17 protein-coding genes are annotated in these 16,790 nt (G+C 66.4%); 12 read left to right on the forward strand and 5 right to left on the reverse strand.

Annotated features, from left to right (window positions below; genetic code table 11):
• Window positions 1–48: 48 nt before the first annotated feature.
• From CFB82_RS21355 to CFB82_RS21365, 3 genes are all read right to left on the reverse strand, one after another.
• Window positions 49–1,761 (reverse strand): M36 family metallopeptidase, encoded by a 1,713-nt coding sequence (locus CFB82_RS21355; protein WP_089485173.1) that lies wholly within the window; start codon window positions 1,759–1,761, stop codon window positions 49–51.
• Window positions 1,762–2,251: 490 nt separating this feature from the next.
• Window positions 2,252–3,196 (reverse strand): GlxA family transcriptional regulator, encoded by a 945-nt coding sequence (locus tag CFB82_RS21360; protein ID WP_069252347.1) that lies wholly within the window; start codon window positions 3,194–3,196, stop codon window positions 2,252–2,254.
• A 127-nt stretch (window positions 3,197–3,323) separates the two neighbouring features.
• Window positions 3,324–4,286, reverse strand: a complete 963-nt coding sequence (locus CFB82_RS21365) for a helix-turn-helix domain-containing protein (RefSeq protein WP_089485174.1) — start codon at window positions 4,284–4,286, stop codon at window positions 3,324–3,326.
• Window positions 4,287–4,530: 244 nt separating this feature from the next.
• Here CFB82_RS21365 and CFB82_RS21370 point away from each other — a divergent pair, with 244 nt between their 5' ends.
• The 7 genes from CFB82_RS21370 to CFB82_RS21400 all read left to right on the forward strand — a co-directional run bounded on the left by CFB82_RS21370 (window position 4,531) and on the right by CFB82_RS21400 (window position 10,016).
• Entirely contained in the window at window positions 4,531–5,688 is a 1,158-nt protein-coding gene (locus CFB82_RS21370) for an amine dehydrogenase large subunit (protein ID WP_089485175.1), read from the forward strand.
• Window positions 5,689–5,695: 7 nt separating this feature from the next.
• The gene (locus CFB82_RS21375; RefSeq protein ID WP_089485176.1) at window positions 5,696–6,250 is read left to right on the forward strand and encodes a MauE/DoxX family redox-associated membrane protein; all 555 of its coding nucleotides are present in this window, start codon (window positions 5,696–5,698) and stop codon (window positions 6,248–6,250) included.
• Window positions 6,247–6,885, forward strand: coding sequence for a methylamine dehydrogenase accessory protein MauD (gene mauD, locus CFB82_RS21380; protein ID WP_089485177.1), 639 nt, complete (start codon window positions 6,247–6,249; stop codon window positions 6,883–6,885). The genes CFB82_RS21375 and mauD overlap by 4 nt, the downstream gene beginning before the upstream one ends.
• A gap of 40 nt (window positions 6,886–6,925) precedes the next feature.
• Entirely contained in the window at window positions 6,926–7,471 is a 546-nt protein-coding gene (locus CFB82_RS21385) for a methylamine dehydrogenase light chain (protein WP_089485178.1), read from the forward strand.
• On the forward strand, window positions 7,468–7,968 hold the full coding sequence (locus CFB82_RS21390) for a c-type cytochrome (protein ID WP_089485179.1): 501 nt from the start codon (window positions 7,468–7,470) through the stop codon (window positions 7,966–7,968). Before CFB82_RS21385 ends, CFB82_RS21390 begins: the two co-directional genes overlap by 4 nt.
• A 68-nt stretch (window positions 7,969–8,036) precedes the next feature.
• The gene (locus CFB82_RS21395; protein ID WP_089485254.1) at window positions 8,037–8,477 is read left to right on the forward strand and encodes a c-type cytochrome; all 441 of its coding nucleotides are present in this window, start codon (window positions 8,037–8,039) and stop codon (window positions 8,475–8,477) included.
• 33 nt (window positions 8,478–8,510) lie between these two features.
• Window positions 8,511–10,016 (forward strand): aldehyde dehydrogenase family protein, encoded by a 1,506-nt coding sequence (locus CFB82_RS21400; RefSeq protein ID WP_089485180.1) that lies wholly within the window; start codon window positions 8,511–8,513, stop codon window positions 10,014–10,016.
• Between the two features lie 72 nt (window positions 10,017–10,088).
• Here CFB82_RS21400 and CFB82_RS21405 read toward each other — a convergent pair whose 3' ends face one another.
• Entirely contained in the window at window positions 10,089–10,538 is a 450-nt protein-coding gene (locus tag CFB82_RS21405; protein WP_089485181.1) for a DMT family transporter, read from the reverse strand.
• 121 nt (window positions 10,539–10,659) lie between these two features.
• Here CFB82_RS21405 and CFB82_RS44580 point away from each other — a divergent pair, with 121 nt between their 5' ends.
• Window positions 10,660–10,962 (forward strand): LysR family transcriptional regulator, encoded by a 303-nt coding sequence (locus tag CFB82_RS44580; RefSeq protein ID WP_373558833.1) that lies wholly within the window; start codon window positions 10,660–10,662, stop codon window positions 10,960–10,962.
• Window positions 10,962–11,519 (forward strand): LysR family substrate-binding domain-containing protein, encoded by a 558-nt coding sequence (locus CFB82_RS44585; RefSeq protein WP_373558834.1) that lies wholly within the window; start codon window positions 10,962–10,964, stop codon window positions 11,517–11,519. The genes CFB82_RS44580 and CFB82_RS44585 overlap by 1 nt, the downstream gene beginning before the upstream one ends.
• Window positions 11,520–11,569: 50 nt before the next feature.
• On the opposite strand, the gene CFB82_RS21415 is transcribed toward CFB82_RS44585, so the two are convergent.
• Window positions 11,570–13,153 (reverse strand): isocitrate lyase, encoded by a 1,584-nt coding sequence (locus CFB82_RS21415; protein ID WP_039356605.1) that lies wholly within the window; start codon window positions 13,151–13,153, stop codon window positions 11,570–11,572.
• A gap of 609 nt (window positions 13,154–13,762) precedes the next feature.
• On the opposite strand from CFB82_RS21415, the gene CFB82_RS21420 reads away from it, so the two are divergent.
• The 3 genes from CFB82_RS21420 (at window position 13,763) to CFB82_RS21430 (ending at window position 16,782) form a co-directional block, all read left to right on the forward strand.
• Window positions 13,763–14,716, forward strand: coding sequence for a choline ABC transporter substrate-binding protein (locus CFB82_RS21420; RefSeq protein WP_089485182.1), 954 nt, complete (start codon window positions 13,763–13,765; stop codon window positions 14,714–14,716).
• A gap of 83 nt (window positions 14,717–14,799) precedes the next feature.
• Complete coding sequence (locus CFB82_RS21425; protein WP_089485183.1) at window positions 14,800–15,729, forward strand: 3-keto-5-aminohexanoate cleavage protein; 930 nt, start codon at window positions 14,800–14,802, stop codon at window positions 15,727–15,729.
• An 87-nt stretch (window positions 15,730–15,816) separates the two neighbouring features.
• Window positions 15,817–16,782 (forward strand): L-carnitine dehydrogenase, encoded by a 966-nt coding sequence (locus CFB82_RS21430; RefSeq protein ID WP_089485184.1) that lies wholly within the window; start codon window positions 15,817–15,819, stop codon window positions 16,780–16,782.
• Window positions 16,783–16,790: the final 8 nt, after the last annotated feature.

A 16,790-nucleotide genomic window follows, 5' to 3' on the forward strand; every position in this document is an offset into this window, starting at 1 on the left:
AAGAGGGCGCGCCGCAGGTCGTGCGAGGCGCCCCCGCCTGCTGCGGAATTACGACTTCTTCGGTACGGTCACGCCGTACGTGCAACTCTGGTTGTACGCATTGCCGATCGCGGTCAGCTGCGCGCTGCTGTAGCCGAGCGCGGACGCAGCCGTCAGCACGGCCTGCGCGGCGGCCTTCTGGTTGGTCGAGCTGTTGGTCATCGACAACCCTTTCAGGAATGCCTTGTCCATTGCCTGCGCACCGATCGCGTCGCGTGCGACGAGGTTGCACGACGCCCAGTACTGGCCGGCCGTATGGATCTCCGCGCCGCGTGCCTGCGCGTAGGTGCGCCCGACGTTCCAGTTGGTCGCGCGGCCGCCCCAGAACTCGTTGTGGCCGTCCCAGTTGTAGACCCAGTGGTATTGCGCGTCCGACGGGCTCCACTGGTTGAAGTCGCGGCTGTACGCGGCGGCGAGATAGTCGCCGGTGCCTTCCGACAACCCTTCCTGCTGCGACAGGCCGCCGTTCGTCACCCAGTCGTGGATGCCGTGGCCGAGCTCGTGGATCACGACGTCCGCATCCTCTGCATCGTCGACGCCGCCTTGCCCGAAGGTCAGCCGGCCGCTGCTCGACGAATACGACGAATTGTCGTCGCCCGATTCGCCGTGCGGGTCATACTGCACGCCGCCGGTGTACTGGTACGGCAACGCCTTGATGCCGAGCGTCTGGTTCACGTAACGCAGGAACGTATCGATGTGGTAGTACGCGTTCACGGCCTCGAAATACAGGTTGCCGCGCGTGAATTCGAACGTGGGCGTTGACTGCACGGGGCACGCCTTGTCGAGCGGCGCATCGAAATCGACGCACGACGCGTACGGGCCCGTCAGCGAATACCGCCCGCCCGACTGCGCGAGTTCCTTCAACGTCACGCGCACGCGTGCGGCGGTGAGCTGCGACGAATCGGCGTCGTTGCTGTCCTTGTAGCCCGTGCTGCCGTAGCTGCTCTTGGTCGGCGACAGCGGGTCGGGCCGGAACACGAAGCCCGTGCCGTCGGTCGCGTAGAACGCCTTGTCCTCGGCGCGCAGCACGTCGCCGCTGCCCGAGTCGATCAGCAGTTCCCAGTCGCCTTTCGGGCCGTCGTTCGGGCGGCCGCGCACTTTCCACGCGGTATGCGTGCCGGTCTTGTCGACGAACGCGACGAGCTGCGCATCCAGGTTCGTGAAGCCGCTCACGCCGAGATACGCGCGGGCGCGGTCGAGCGCCTGCTGCTGGTCGACGGCTTGCGACTTGCGCGACGTCGCGACCACGCCGTTGATGGTATTGCTCGCGACGTACAGGATGCGGCCGTCCTTCGCGACCGTCACCGCGATATCGCTGCCGTACACGGGCAGGCCGGCTGCCTGCTGCTGCAGGCGCACGACGGTGAAATCGGCATCATTGCGCTCCGACGTGACGACGAGGCTCGCGAGCGCGGTCGCATCGAGCCCGAGCTGCGCGGCTTGCGACGCGACGAAGTCGCGCGCGGTGGCGGCGGCTGTCGTGGCGGTTTTCTTCGCGCGATACGCGGGGTTGTACAGCGTGACGGCGACGCCGTCCGCGCGGAACTGCCCGGCGGCCGTATCGGCCTTGGCGGCCGGCGGCGCGACGCCGCGCGTCAGGCTTTCGCGCAGGCTCGTTGCTTGCGGGTTCGAGACTTTCGTATCGGCCGCGGTGCCGCCGACGATGCCGAAACCGAGCGCGAGACCCAGGGCGAGCGGCAGTGCTTTGCGTGATGTCTGCATACGTGATCCTCATCTCAACGGTTGGATACGCCCGCGCGTTCGTGGCGCGCAGGCACGACACGGCCCGCGCGCCGGCTCGATGGAGCCGGTGCGGCGAAGCGGTGTTGGGAGCGTCGACTGACTAAGGAACCCTAAATGTCAGGTCGAAAAGAAGCAGGCGGGAGAAGAGCGGGGAGCGCAGGCGAAGCAGCGAACGGCAGGCAGGTGCGGCGACGGCGAAGCGAGCATCGTCATGTCATACCCCTCGGATCGGATCGATATCGGTTGATGGCCCGCGTGGCGCGACGCACGCCGAGCGGCGGCATGCGTGTCGTTAGGCTGCCTATCTAACTTTTTTTGGTATGTTACAGAATATTTTCAACGACATTCCAATTTATTTTCGACGACCGCTTCGGTCCGTCGATCAATCACCGGCATTGTGCAGCGAGCGGCGGGAAACGCTGCCGGAACGTGCAATACCGCGCTGGATTGTGCTTGAAGCCGGCGACGATCAGCGTGTCGCACGCCGGTCGTTGCGCGGGCTCAGCCCGAATCGCGCGCGATACGTGCGCGAGAAGTGCGACGGCGATTCGAACCCGCACGCGACGCAAACCGATGTGATGCTCATGTCCGTCTGCTGTAGCAGTTCACGCGCGCGATCGAGGCGCAGGTTCAGGTAGAAATGCGTCGGCGTGTCGTTCAGCGTTGCGCTGAACAGCCGTTCGAGCTGGCGGCGCGTGATCGACACCTCCTGCGCGAGCGCATCGGAGCCGAGCGGGGTTTCCATGTGCCGCTGCATCGTGCCGATCACCTGGATCAGCTTGCGGTTGTGCACGCCGTAGCGTGCGGCGATCTCGAGCCGCTGGCTGTCGGAGCGCTGCCGGATCCGGCTGACGACGAACTGCTCGGAGATCGCCGCCGCGAGATCGGCGCCGTGCCGCCGTCCGATCAGGTCGAGCATCATGTCGATCGATGCGGTGCCGCCCGCGCACGTGATGCGCCGGTCGTCGATCTCGAACAGTTCCTGCGTCGCGTTCAGGCCGGGGTAGCGTTCGCGAAACGCGGCCAGTGCTTCCCAGTGCAGCGTGAGCGGCTGCGACGCGTCGAACAGCCCGGCTTCCGCGAGCACGAAGCTGCCCGTGTCGATGCCGCCGAGCGTTGCACCATGACGGTGCTGGCGGCGCAGCCAGTCGCCGATCGCGCGCGTGTAGCACACGAGCGGATCGAAACCCGCGACGACGAACACCGTATCGACCTTGTCGACCTCCGCGCACGCGGCCTCGGCGGCGACCGGAATGCCGTTGCTCGCCGCGACGGGCGCGCCGTCGGCGCTGATCACGTGCCAGCGATAGAGCTCGGTGCGAAAGCGGTTCGCGACGCGCAGCGGCTCGACCGCGGACATGAAGCCGAGTGCGGAGAAGCCGGGCAGCAGCAGGAAATGGAAATCCTCGGGCATCGGGGCAGGAGATGGAATCCGGAAGTCGTCGCGCATCGTGCGGGGCGGCGAGCGGACGGGCATGCGCCGTGGCCGGTTCGCGCGCGCCGAACGGTCAGCGGAAGATTATCGCGGGTTTTGCGGGGGCTCAGCGCGTTTTTGCGTCGCGCACGGCCCGGCGCGCGGTGGCCGAGGGCAACTCGCCGAACTGCGCCTTGTACGCGTTCGCGAAATGCCCGAGATGAATGAAACCCCAGCGCGCGGCGGCGTCGCTGATCGGCAGGTCGGCCTGCCGCGTATCGAGCAGCATCCGCCGCACTTGCGACAGGCGCAGCGAGCGCACGTAATGCAACGGGCTGGTCTGCACGACCGACTGGAAGCTGTTCTGCATCGTGCGCCGGCTCACGCGCAATTGCGTGCACAGGCTCAGCACGTCGACCGGCGCTTCGGGATGGCCGATCACGTAGTCGTGCACGCGGCGCACGATGTCGGCGCGACACGCGTGCGTGAGGCGGTTCGAAGGCTCGGGAATCCGGTACGTGAGGAGATCGACGAGCACGTTGCCGATCTCGCCGCGCAGTTCGCGTTGCGCGCGTGCGTCACGGTAGGTATCGGGTGCCGACAGCACGCGCTCGAGTTGCGTGGCGACCTGCACGCTCGCGCGCATCAGCACGGCGGTGGGCATGTCGACGACACCGCGCCGCAACGCAGCTTCGTCGACGCGCACGTCGGCCGCATCCTCGACCTGCTGCATCAGCGCGCGATCGGCGACGACGCCGATCAGCGACATGTCGTCGGGCGAATGCAGCTCGAACGGCGCACCGCCGCGCGCCATCACCATCGTGCCGCGCTCGATGCGCGCGCCGCCGAATGCGAATGTGCCGGAGCCGGTGAGCGGCATGCCGAACACCGTATGGTCGTGCGGCAATCTTCCGCGCTGGATGATGCGAACGTTGGCGGTTTCCTGGAACAACTGCATGCCGTCCAGCACCGCATGCTTGACTGCGCTGCGATACGCGCCGGAGCCGATCTGGTCGTAGCGCTGGTGCCAGCCGCGCAGCGCCTCGGCATGCCGGTCCGCGTTGTCGAACCTCTCGTGAAACACGAACACAGCGCCTCCGGGTGCGTCGATCAGGACCGCGCAAGATTAAACCGACCGCGTGGTCGGCGCAATACGGGGGAGCGCTATTCCGCGCGCATTCGTCAGAGGGTCGGAAGCCTCCGGCCGGCGCGGCTTTCAGGCGGTTTTCCAATATCCCGAATCGGCACGCACGCGGTGCCGGTCCGGGTGCTGACCGGATTTATTGTCGAACTACAGTCGCCCCACATCACGTGATTCCCCAACTGGAGGCGACATGAGGACAAGGCGACGAACCGCGGTGCTCGCGGCGACGCTGGCGTTCGCGGCGGCATGGGTCGGCGGCGCGAACGCGACGGAAATGCCGGAGGAACTGGTCGTGCAGAAGATGCCGCCATGGCATCCGCACGAGGTCTATATCGTCGACATCTCGATGCCGTCGATGACCGACGGACGCATCTACGTGTACGACGCCGATGCGAAGAAGCTGCTCGGCCAGATCGACGGCGGCTTCGGCCCCGGCTTCGCGATTTCGCCCGACCGCAGGACGAGCTTCGTCGCGACGACCTACTTCTCGCGCGGCTCGCACGGCACGCGTACCGACGTCGTCGAGATGACCGACAACACGACGCTCGATCACGCCGGCGAGATCGTGATTCCGGCAAAGCATGCGCAGCATGTGCCGTCGCCGTACAACACCGCGTTCAGCGCGGACGGCAAGCGGTTGTACGTCGCGAACATCACGCCGGCCGCTTCGATGACGGTGATCGATGCGGTGTCGAAGCAGGTGCTGTCGGAGATCGACACGGCGGCCTGCGTGCTCGCCTATCCGTCGGGCAATGACCGCTTCACCGCGCTGTGCGAAAGCGGCAAGGCGTTGACCGTCACGCTCGATGCGAACGGCAAGGAAGCGAAGCGCACGATGTCGGATGTGTTCATCGACGTCGACAAGGATCCGGCGTTCGTGAACGCGTCGCGCTACAAGGGCGACTACCTGTTCACGACCTACGGCGGCAACGTGCGCAGCGCGGATTTCAGCGGCGACAAGCCCGCGTTCGGAAAGCCGTGGCCGCTCTTGACGGATGCCGAGCGCGCCGAAGGCTGGCGCCCGGGCGGCATGCAGCAGACGACCGTGCAGACCAGGCAGAACCGCTACTACGTGCTGATGCACCAGGGCGGCGACGGCTCGCACAAGGATCCCGGCACGCAGGTGTGGGTGTATGACCTGAAGTCGAAGCAGCGTATCGCGCGTTGGGATCTCGCGCAGCAGAAGGTCGATCCGCTCGTGTCGATCCAGGTCAGCGAGGACGACAAGCCGCTGTTCTACGGGCTGACGGCGACGTCCGACCTCGTCGTGATGGATGCGCGCACCGGCAAGCTGCAGAACGTCGAGAAGCAGATCGGCAACACGTCGTCGCTGCTCGTCAACCCGTGAGGCCGCGATGACGCTCGATCCCGTACTTGCCACCAGCGCGCAGGCCGGCGCCGCCGTCGTCGTGCTGCTCGGCGCGTTCGCGAAGATGCGCCGGCCCGCCGCGTTCAGCCGGGCGCTCGCCGGCTACCGGCTGTTGCCCGACGCGCTGACCGCGCCCGTCGCGTTCGCGATTCCGCTCGCGGAAGCCGTCGGCGCCGCGGCGCTGCTGTTTCCCGACACGCGCACGGCCGGCGCGAGCGGCCTGGTCGCGTTGCTCGTGGCTTTCGCCGCCGCGATTGCGATCAATCTCCTGCGCGGCCACACCGACATCGACTGCGGCTGTTCCGGCTTCGCGGCGGCGCGTGCGGACGCACCGCGCGGCATCGGCTGGCTGCACGTCGGGCGCGCACTGCTGCTCGCCGCGCTGGCCGCGACCGCGCTCGTCGAGCCGGGCGCTCGCGCGGTCGTGTGGTTCGACTACCTGACGCTGTTCTTCTCCGTGCTGCTGATCGTCTGCGCGCTGCTTATCGTCGACGTGCTGCTCGCCAACGACCCGCGCCTTTCCCACCTGAGGAATTCATGATGCAAACCGCTCTCACCGTTTCCACCGCCCTGCTGTGGGTGGCCGTCCTCGCGCTCGGCGCGATCTGTCTTGCGCTCGTGCGCCAGATCGGCATCCTGTACGAACGCATCATGCCGGCCGGCGCATTGATGATCGACAAGGGGCCGGCGGTCGGCGCGATCGCGCCGACGTTCGAACTGACCGACATTCGCGGCGCGCAGGTGAAGGTCGGCGGCTTCGATGCGTCGGGCAACGCGACGCTGCTGTTCTTCCTGTCGCCGACGTGCCCCGTCTGCAAGAAGTTGCTGCCGCTGCTGCCGTCGCTGCAGGCGAGCGAAGCGACGCCGGTGAACATCGTGCTCGCGAGCGACGGCGATGTCGACGAACACACGCGCTTCGCGCGCAAGCACGACCTCGGGCGCTTCCCGTACGTGCTGTCGCAGGAGCTCGGCCTCGCTTATCAGATCGGCAAGCTGCCGTACGCGGTGCTGCTCGACGAAACCGGCACGGTGCGCGCGAAGGGGCTCGTCAACACGCGCGAGCATCTCGAGAGCCTGTTCGAAGCGAAGGCGCGCGGCGTCGCATCGCTGCAGCAGTTCGTGCACGGCGATCACGGCCACGACCACGACCACGACGCACGCGCGCAGCACGCATGACCGGGCCGCACCTCTTTCAACGTCAAGGGAGAACAACGACATGGGCCTGTTTGATTCATGGTTCGAGCGGTCGGCGCGCGGCGTCGCGCAGCACAGTTCGCGGCGCAGCGCGATGGCGAAGCTCGGCAAGGTGCTGGTGGGATCGGCGATGCTGCCGCTGCTGCCCGTCGACCGCACCGCGTATGCGGCCGATGCGGCATCGGGCGCGTCGGCTGCGTCCGGCGGCGCCGCATCGGCGGCAAGCGACGATCCGATGAGCTGCGACTACTGGAAATACTGCGCGATCGACGGCTGGCTGTGCAGTTGCTGCGGCGGCACGTCCAGCAGTTGCCCGCCGGGCACGACGCCTTCGCCGATCACGTGGATCGGCACGTGCCGGAACCCGCACGACGGTTCGGACTACATCGTGTCGTACAACGACTGCTGCGGCAAGACTTCGTGCGGAAAGTGCTTCTGCAACCGCAACGAGCGCGAGAAGCCGCTGTACAAGCTGTCGCTGAACAACGACATCAACTGGTGCATGGCCAACGGCAATTCGAACTATCACTGTTCGGTTTCGGTTCTGCTGGGAGCGGCAAAACAATGAAAGGGAAACAAGCGGGAAAGTTCGTCGTTGCGTGCATGACGGCCGTGGCGGGCTTCGTGTTGGCGGGCGCCGCCGGCGCGCAGGAAACCGTGCATTACCCGGCCGGCAAGAGCGTGTTCGACGCGCAGTGCACGGTGTGTCACCAGGCGGGCGGCAAGGGGCAGGACGGCCTCGCGCCGCCGCTGACCGAGTATCCGGGCAAGTACGCGACGGCCGAGCCGGGGCGTGCGCAACTGGTCGCGACGCTGCTGCACGGGATGTTCGGCGAGATCAAGGTGCGCGACAAGACCTACAACTTCAAGATGCCGTCGTTCGCGAGCGCGAGCGATGACGACATCGCGCACGTGCTCAACTACGTCGTGTTCGATCTCAACGCGCAGCATGGTGACGCGAAGCCGTTCACGGCGGCCGATATCCGCGCGGCGCGTGCGAAGGCGATGGAGGGCACGGCCGTTCATGCGCAACGCGAAATCGTCATCAAGGGGCTTGGCCTGTGACGCTCGCGTGCGCGCCCCGTGTTGGCAACGCCGCGGCCCGCGCGCGGTGTGCGGTGTCGTCGTGGCTGATGCTGGCCGGAGCAGTCGCGGGTTTGACCGCGGCACCCGCGCACGCCCAAGGCGCGGCCGACGCGGCGCTCGCGCGGCAGCACTGGGTGCTCAACTGCATGGGCTGCCACACGGCGACGGGCGATGGTATCCCCGGCAAGGTACCGCCGCTCGCCAACTCGCTCGGCTATTTCACGCATCTGCCGGCCGGGCGCGAGTACGTGATGCGCGTGCCCGGCGCGTCGAACTCGGCGCTGTCGGACCAGGACCTCGCCGACGTGCTCAACTGGGTACTCACCACCATGAACCGCGACGCACTGCCGCGCGACTTCAAGCCTTATACGGCCGCCGAAGTCGCCGCGCACCGCCGTCCCGCCTTGTCCGACGTCGCGACCGTGCGCGCCGGCCTCGTTCGCGCGTTGCAGGCGCGCGGGATCGACGGCGTCACGGATCGCTATTGACCGATTCATTCAGGAAATCGAGGAATCAAGAAGATGGAGACGAACGAACAGTTCCCGCTGCTCGATGCCACGCGCGCGTTTCTCGCGAAGCCGAAAAGGATGCTGATCGGCGCCGAGTGGTGCGATGCGGCGTCGGGTCGCCAGCTCGACGTCGTGAACCCGGCCGACGGCACCCTGCTCGCACGGGTGCCCGAAGCGGACGAGCACGACGTGCAGCAGGCCATCGCCGCCGCGCGGCGCGCATTCGACGCGGGGCCGTGGCGCACCGCGAAGACCACCGACCGCGAGCGTCTGCTGCTGGCGCTCGCCGACCTGATCGACGCGAACGCGCGCGAGCTGGCCGAGATCGAGTCGCTCGACAACGGCAAGCCCGTGATGGTGGCGCAGGGGCTCGATGTCGCGATGGCCGCGCAGTGCTTCCGCTACATGGCAGGCTGGGCGACGAAGATCGAAGGCAGCGTGATCGACGCGGGCATGCCTTACATGCCGGACAGCGAGATCTTCACCTATACGCGCAAGGAACCCGTCGGCGTGGTCGGTGCGATCATTCCGTGGAATTTCCCGCTGCTGATGGCTGCGTGGAAGCTTGCGCCCGCACTGGCCACGGGCTGCACCGTGGTGTTGAAGCCCGCGGAAGATACGCCGCTCAGCGCGTTGCGACTCGGCGAGCTGATTCAGGCGGCCGGCTTTCCCGACGGCGTCGTCAATATCGTCACCGGTTACGGCCACACGGCCGGCGCCGCGCTGTCGCGCGATCCGCGCATCGACAAGATCGCGTTCACGGGCTCGACGCAGACGGGCAAGACGATCGGCCACGCGGCGCTCGACAACATGACGCGGATGTCGCTCGAACTCGGCGGCAAGTCGCCGGTGATCGTGCTGCCCGACGTCGATCCCGACAAGGCCGCACTGGGCGTGGCGAACGCGATCTTCTTCAACCAGGGGCAGGTGTGCACGGCCGGGTCGCGCGCGTACATCCATGCGTCGGTGTTCGACGACGTGATCGAGCGCGTCGCGAAGATCGCCGCGAGCCTGAAGATCGGACCGGGGATGGACCCGTCGACACAGATCGGCCCGCTCGTCTCGGCGAAGCAGCGCCAGCGCGTATGCGGCTATATCGACTCGGGCTTCGGCGAGGGTGCGCGCGCCGCCACGGGCGGCCGCGCGATCGACGGCCCCGGCTTCTTCGTCGAACCGACCGTGCTGGTCGACACGACGCAGGCGATGCGCGTCGTGCGCGAGGAGATCTTCGGGCCGGTGCTCGTCGCGATGCCGTTCGACGACGTCGAGACGGCCGTGCAGCGCGCCAACGACACACCGTACGGCCTCGGCGCGAGCATCTGGTCGAACGATCTTTCCGCGATCCACAAGCTGATCCCGCGCATCGCGGCCGGCACGGTGTGGGTCAACTGCCACTCGCTGCTCGACAACGCGATGCCGTTCGGCGGGATGAAGCAGTCGGGTTTCGGTCGCGAACTCGGCCGCGCGGTGATCGACCAGTACACGGAAAGCAAGTCGGTGATGATGAACTACGCGTGAGCGTCGCGGCGGGTGCGCGCGTTGCCGGCGGTTCGGCAACGCACGCGCACGCGGCAGCGACGCGACACGTCGTCACGCGCGCACCAGCACCACCCCGAGAATGAGGCACGCCGCGCCGGCCAGGCGGATCGGGCTGGCCGCATGCTGCTGGATGCCGAGTACACCGAAGTGGTCGAACACGAGCGCGCCGGTCGTCTGCCCGACGACGATCAGCGCGAGCGTCGTCGCGGCGCCCAGTCGCGGCACCATCAGGATCGCGATGCCGACGAACGCCGCGCCGAAAATTCCGCCGGTCCAGCTGAACCATGACGCGGCACCGGTAATGGTGCCGGTGCCGCTCAAGCGCGGATGCGGGGACAGCAGCGCAACGACGAGCATCGCGGCGAGGCCGACGAGGTAGCTGACCGAGCCGGCCCACCACGGCGAGCCGAGCTGCGCACGGAGGTTGGCGTTGAGCACCTGTTGCAACGCCACGCTGACGCCGGCGGCAACGACCAGCAGATAGGACAGGAGAGTAGTCACGACGAGGCAGGCTCCGGCGAAGTGGCCGTGACGGCGGCTCCGGCACGGCAGGCTTCCATTCTGGAAAGCGCGACGGTATAACGCAAATATCAAATCGTGCGCTTATCCATCTCTTTTCGGCATGCCATCCCTGAGGCAAATCCAGTATTTCCTGACCGTGGCCGATCTCGGCGGCTTCACGCCGGCTGCGAGCGCGCTCCACGTCGCGCAGTCGGCGCTCAGCCGGCAGATCGCTCAACTGGAAGACGAGCTGGGGTTTCCGCTGTTCGACCGGGAGCCACGGGGTGTGCGGCTCACGCCCGCCGGCGCGCTCTATCGCGATCGCGTGGCGTCGATTCCGGCGACCCTGACCGCCGCGGCCGACGAGGGCGCGCAGTTGTCGCGCGGCTTCTGCATTCGAGCACCGTCCCCGTCTGCAGCCTGATGCCGGTGCTCGAGCGCTTCATGCGCGCGTGCCCGGGTGCGCGGATCGATCTCGACCGCGCGTCGTCCGAGGATCAGGTGCAGGAGATCGCGAACGGCAACGCCGATATCGGGATCGTTCGTTTGCCGGTGCTGCGCCGCGATCCGCGCGTGCGCTTCGTCGAGCTCGCGGCCGAGCGTTTGTGCGCGGCGGTGCCGGCCGATCATCCGCTGGCGGGCCGCAAGCGTATTGCGATCTCGAGGCTGCGGCACGAGCCGTTCGTATCGGCCGTGTATCGGGAGCGGGGCGGGCTCGCGCGCGTCGTGATCGATCTTTGCCTGAAGCGCGGATTCGTGCCGGCGACCGCGCGGATCGTGTCGCCGAAGACGTCGATGCTGAATCTCGTCGCGGCCGGACAGGGCGTGGCGATCTTGCCGGAGCGGATGGCGAGTCTCGGGATCGACGGGGTCGTCTTCGTGCCGATCTCGGATGACGACGCCAAGTCGGTGTGCGCGCTGGTGTTGCCGGTCGAGCCGACGGTGCTGGCGGACGCGTTCGTGCGGGTGATCGGGGCATAAAAAAACGCCAACCCGTATCGGGTTGGCGTTTCGCCTGGAGATGACCGGTATCAGAACTGGTTCATCGTGTTGTCCTTGCCTGCCGCCTTCAGCGCTGCTTCGCCGCTGAAGTATTCCTTGTGATCGTCACCGATGTCCGAGCCGGACATGTTCTGGTGCTTCACGCAGGCGATACCCTGGCGGATTTCCTTGCGCTGCACGCCGGCCACGTAGCCCAGCATGCCCTGGTCGCCGAAGTATTCCTTGGCCAGGTTGTCGGTCGACAGCGCGGCGGTGTGGTACGTCGGCAGCGTGATCAGGTGATGGAAGATGCCGGCTTCACGCGATGCGTCGGCCTGGAACGTACGGATCTTCTCGTCGGCCAGCTTGGCCAGTTCCGTCTCGTCGTATTCGACGCTCATCAGCTGCGCACGGTCGTAGGCCGACACGTCCTTGCCCTCGGCCTTCATCGCGTCGTACGCCTGCTGACGGAAGTTCAGCGTCCAGTTGAACGACGGGCTGTTGTTGTACACCAGCTTCGCGTTCGGGATGACCTTGCGGATCTCGCTGACCATGCCGCCGATCTGGGCGATGTGCGGTTTTTCCGTTTCGATCCACAGCAGGTCGGCGCCGTTTTGCAGCGACGTGATGCAGTCGAGCACGCAACGCGCTTCGCCCGTGCCGGCGCGGAACTGGAACAGGTTGCTCGGCAGGCGCTTCGGACGCAGCAGCTTGCCGTCGCGCTTGATGACGACGTCACCGTTGCCCAGTTGGTCGGCCGACAGTTCTTCGCAGTCGAGGAAAGAGTTGTACTGGTCGCCCAGGTCGCCCGGCGTGTTGGTCACGGCGATCTGCTTGGTCAGGCCGGCGCCCAGCGAGTCGGTACGGGCGACGATGATGCCGTCGTCCACGCCCAGTTCCAGGAACGCGTAGCGGATCGCGCGGATCTTCGCGAGGAAATCCTCGTGCGGGACGGTGACCTTGCCGTCCTGGTGGCCGCACTGCTTCTCGTCGGACACCTGGTTTTCGATCTGGATGCAGCATGCGCCTGCTTCGATGAACTGCTTGGCCAGCAGGTACGTGGCTTCCGCGTTGCCGAAACCGGCGTCGATGTCGGCGATGATCGGCACGACGTGCGTGACGTGGTTGTCGATCTTGTCCTGGATCGCGGCCTTCGCGGTCGCGTCCTTGGCGGCGTCGAGTTCGCGGAACAGGCCGCCCAGTTCACGGGCGTCGGCCTGGCGCAGGAACGTGTACAGCTCGCGGATCAGCGCGCTGACCGAGGTCTTTTCGTGCATCGACTGGTCCGGCAGCGGGCCGAACTCGGAGCGCAGCGCAGCGACCATCCAGCCCGACAGGTACAGGTAGCGGCGTTCGGTGCTGTTGAAGTGCTTCTTGATGGAGATCATCTTCTGCTGGCCGATGAAGCCGTGCCAGCAACCCAGCGACTGCGTGTACTTGGCCGGATCGGCGTCATAGGCGGCCATGTCGGCGCGCATGATCTTCGCGGTGTACTTGGCGATGTCCAGGCCCGTCTTGAACTTGTTCTGGGCACGCATGCGGGCGGCGTACTCGGGGCTGATCGCATTCCACGCGCTGCCGTGGTTTTCCTTCAAACCGGCAACTGCCTTGATGTCGTCTTGATACTGGGCCATGTCAATCTCCTGGGAGCAAAGCGCGTTTGAGTAACGGGTTGAGCGTGCCCGCTACGTCTGTCGAAGCGGGCTGCATGGGATAAATAGTAACGCCGCCCATCGAGCTTTTGGCGATGTCTTATATAAGACATAAGACATTAATTTTTCTTGTTTTTCAATGAGATACGTTGTGATTTTTGCAATGCAAAACAAGTTTTCAAGCGACGAAAAGGCCGCGGCGCGGGAATTCGGCGTAGATTCCGCAATGCGAAACGCTCTTTCGGCTGCTGGAGGCCGGGCCAGCTTCACACGTGCCCGTGACACGCGTTCGTCGACGCGGCGCAAGCGGCGCTGAACCGAAGCCGCCGCGGCATGCCGTTTCGTCCGGGCGAATCGAAAGCACCGCGCCGCATGTGGACAAGCTGAATCCATCGGAAATGCGCGTGAAAACCCCGCCTATCAAGCTTCTGAAGAAACCTAGTGGTTTCCACTCATAGTCGCAAATAGTCAAGAACAGGTCGCCGGCGGTCTTCTCGCGGCCAATATGGCTCGTTACTTTTACTCCCACGATGCAGGCCGGGCACACCCCGCGCACCGGCTGCCGCGAGTCAAACCGGGAGGTAACGAACCATGAAGTCGACGAAGATTGCCGCGCTTGTCGCGGCCGTGCTGGCGGCCGGCGCGTTCACGCACGCGGCGCAGGCCGAAACGGATGCCGCGACTTGCCGCACCGTGCGTTTCGCGGATATCGGCTGGACCGACATCACGTCGACCACGGCGCTCGCGTCGACCGTGTTCGAGGCGCTCGGCTACAAGCCGACCACGACGATCGCGTCGGTGCCGATCTCGTTCGCCGGCCTGAAGAGCAAGCAGCTCGACATATCGCTCGGCTACTGGTGGCCCGTGCAGCAGAAGCAGCTTCAGCCGTTCCTCGACAGCAAGTCGATCAACGTCGTCGAACCGCCGAACCTGTCGGGCGCGAAGGCGACGCTCGCGGTGCCGAGCTACGAGTACCAGGCCGGTTTGAAGACCTTCGAGGACATCGCGAAGCACCGCGCGGAACTCGACGGCAAGATCTACGGGATCGAGCCGGGCAGCAGCGCGAACGCGACGATCCAGAAGATGATCGACACGAACCAGTACGGGCTCGGCGGCTTCAAGCTCGTCGAATCGAGCGAGGCCGGGATGCTGGTGACCGTCGAGCGCGCGATCCGCGAGAAGAAGTGGGTCGTCTTCCTCGGCTGGGAACCGCATCCGATGAACATCCAGATCAGCATGAACTATCTGTCCGGCGGCGATGCGTCGTTCGGGCCGAACTACGGCGAAGCGCGCGTGTACACGCTCACCGCGCCCGACTTCATTTCACGCTGCCCGAACGCCGGCAAGCTCGTCACGAACCTGCGCTTCTCGACGCAGCTTGAGAACCAGCTGATGCAGTCGGTGATGAACAAGACGAAGCCGGCCGATGCCGCGAAGGCGTACCTGAAGAAGAACCCGCAGGTGCTCGATCCGTGGCTCGCGGGCGTCAAGACGTTCGACGGCAAGGATGGCCTGCCGGCCGTGAAGGCGTATCTCGGCCTGTGATGGATGGCCCGCGCGCCGCACGCGGCGCGCCCTGACGAAACATCCGCATTGCGACACAACCCGATTCAAACGAGGCAACCAGCATGAACCATGAAGTCATCATCACCTGCGCCGTCACCGGCGCCGGCGATACGGTCGGCAAGCATCCGGCGATTCCGGTCACGCCGAAGGAGATCGCGGCCGCCGCGATCGAGGCCGCGAAAGCCGGCGCGACGGTGGCGCACTGCCACGTGCGCGATCCGCAGACGGGGCGCGGCAGCCGCGACCCGAACCTGTACCGCGAAGTGGTCGACCGCATCCGCTCGGCCGACGTCGACGTGATCATCAACCTGACGGCCGGCATGGGTGGCGATCTCGAGATCGGCCCGGGCGAGGACCCGATGCGTTTCGGCAAGGGCACCGACCTGGTCGGCGGCCTCACGCGCCTCGCGCACGTCGAGGAACTGCTCCCCGAAATCTGCACGCTCGACTGCGGCACGCTGAATTTCGGCGATGGCGACTACATCTACGTGTCGACGCCCGCGCAATTGCGCGCCGGCGCGAAGCGCATCCAGGAGCTTGGCGTGAAGCCGGAACTGGAAATTTTCGACACGGGCCATCTGTGGTTCGCGAAGCAGTTGCTGAAGGAAGGGCTGCTCGACGATCCGCCGCTGTTCCAGCTGTGCCTCGGCATCCCGTGGGGCGCGCCGGCCGATACCGGCACGATGAAGGCGATGGTCGACAACCTGCCGCCGGGCGCGCACTGGGCCGGCTTCGGGATCGGCCGCATGCAGATGCCGATGGTCGCGCAGGCGATGCTGCTCGGCGGCCACGTGCGGGTCGGCCTCGAAGACAACATCTGGCTCGATCGCGGCGTGCATGCGACCAACGACACGCTCGTCGAGCGCGCACGAGAGGTCATCGAACGCCTTGGCGGCCGCGTGCTGACGCCGGCCGAAGGCCGCCGCAAGCTCGGCCTGCCGGCTCGCGGCGAGCGTCCGCTCGAACGCCGTGCGATCGCCGAGTTCGCGTGAGTTTTCAGCCGACTGATTGATACGACGTGGCGGCGCGCCCAGGCGCGGCCGCCCACCGATTTCCCCTGATTTGAAGGATGCGTTGACATGGCAGTGAAGACCGACATCAAGACGTTCGCCGCCATCGGCACCGGCGTGATCGGCAGCGGATGGATTTCCCGCGCGCTCGCGCACGGTCTCGACGTGGTCGTATGGGACCCGGCGCCGGGCGCGGAAGCGCGGTTGCGCGCGAACGTCGCGAATGCGTGGCCCGCGCTCGAACGCGTTGGCCTCGCACCGGGCGCCGACCCCGCGCGGCTGCGTTTCGTCTCGACGATCGAGGCATGCGTCGCCGAAGCGGATTTCATCCAGGAAAGCGCGCCCGAGCGCGAGGCGCTGAAGCTCGAACTGCACGAGCAGATCAGCCGCGCGGCGAAGCCCGACGCGATCATCGCGTCGTCGACGTCGGGGCTGCTGCCGACGGATTTCTACGCACGGGCGACGCATCCGGAGCGCTGCGTGGTCGGCCATCCGTTCAATCCCGTCTACCTGCTGCCGCTCGTCGAGGTGCTCGGCGGCGCGCGCACGTCGCCGGAGGCGGTCGAAGGCGCGATGGAGATCTATCGCAAGCTCGGCATGCGGCCGCTGCACGTGCGCAAGGAAGTGCCGGGCTTCATCGCCGATCGGCTGCTCGAAGCGTTGTGGCGCGAGGCGCTGCACCTCGTCAACGAAGGCGTCGCGACGACCGGCGAGATCGACGATGCGATCCGCTTCGGCGCCGGCATCCGCTGGTCGTTCATGGGCACGTTCCTGACCTACACGCTCGCGGGCGGCGATGCGGGCATGCGACACTTCATGCAGCAGTTCGGCCCCGCGCTCGAATTGCCGTGGACGAAGCTGGTCGCGCCCACGCTGACTGACGCGCTGATCGACAGCGTCGTCGAAGGCACGACCGAACAGCAGGGCACGCGCAGCATCAAGGAGCTCGAGCGTTATCGCGACGAGTGCATCACCGAGGTGCTGAAGTCGATCGCCGCGGTGAAGGCGCGGCACGGGATGCGATTCGAAGACTGAGGACGAGA

This window comes from Burkholderia sp. HI2714, from assembly GCF_002223085.1.
GTDB lineage: Bacteria > Pseudomonadota > Gammaproteobacteria > Burkholderiales > Burkholderiaceae > Burkholderia > Burkholderia lata_D.

Excerpts from the sequence above, each read along its gene's own strand:
- CFB82_RS21355 (WP_089485173.1), bottom strand. The coding sequence starts at position 1,761 with ATGCAGACATCACGCAAAGCACTGCCGCTCGCCCTGGGTCTCGCGCTC.
- CFB82_RS21360 (WP_069252347.1), bottom strand. The coding sequence starts at position 3,196 with ATGCCCGAGGATTTCCATTTCCTGCTGCTGCCCGGCTTCTCCGCACTC.
- CFB82_RS21370 (WP_089485175.1), top strand. The coding sequence starts at position 4,531 with ATGAGGACAAGGCGACGAACCGCGGTGCTCGCGGCGACGCTGGCGTTC.
- CFB82_RS21375 (WP_089485176.1), top strand. The coding sequence starts at position 5,696 with ATGACGCTCGATCCCGTACTTGCCACCAGCGCGCAGGCCGGCGCCGCC.
- mauD (WP_089485177.1), top strand. The coding sequence starts at position 6,247 with ATGATGCAAACCGCTCTCACCGTTTCCACCGCCCTGCTGTGGGTGGCC.
- CFB82_RS21385 (WP_089485178.1), top strand. The coding sequence starts at position 6,926 with ATGGGCCTGTTTGATTCATGGTTCGAGCGGTCGGCGCGCGGCGTCGCG.
- CFB82_RS21390 (WP_089485179.1), top strand. The coding sequence starts at position 7,468 with ATGAAAGGGAAACAAGCGGGAAAGTTCGTCGTTGCGTGCATGACGGCC.
- CFB82_RS21395 (WP_089485254.1), top strand. The coding sequence starts at position 8,037 with ATGCTGGCCGGAGCAGTCGCGGGTTTGACCGCGGCACCCGCGCACGCC.
- CFB82_RS21400 (WP_089485180.1), top strand. The coding sequence starts at position 8,511 with ATGGAGACGAACGAACAGTTCCCGCTGCTCGATGCCACGCGCGCGTTT.
- CFB82_RS44580 (WP_373558833.1), top strand. The coding sequence starts at position 10,660 with ATGCCATCCCTGAGGCAAATCCAGTATTTCCTGACCGTGGCCGATCTC.
- CFB82_RS44585 (WP_373558834.1), top strand. The coding sequence starts at position 10,962 with ATGCCGGTGCTCGAGCGCTTCATGCGCGCGTGCCCGGGTGCGCGGATC.
- CFB82_RS21415 (WP_039356605.1), bottom strand. The coding sequence starts at position 13,153 with ATGGCCCAGTATCAAGACGACATCAAGGCAGTTGCCGGTTTGAAGGAA.
- CFB82_RS21420 (WP_089485182.1), top strand. The coding sequence starts at position 13,763 with ATGAAGTCGACGAAGATTGCCGCGCTTGTCGCGGCCGTGCTGGCGGCC.
- CFB82_RS21425 (WP_089485183.1), top strand. The coding sequence starts at position 14,800 with ATGAACCATGAAGTCATCATCACCTGCGCCGTCACCGGCGCCGGCGAT.
- CFB82_RS21430 (WP_089485184.1), top strand. The coding sequence starts at position 15,817 with ATGGCAGTGAAGACCGACATCAAGACGTTCGCCGCCATCGGCACCGGC.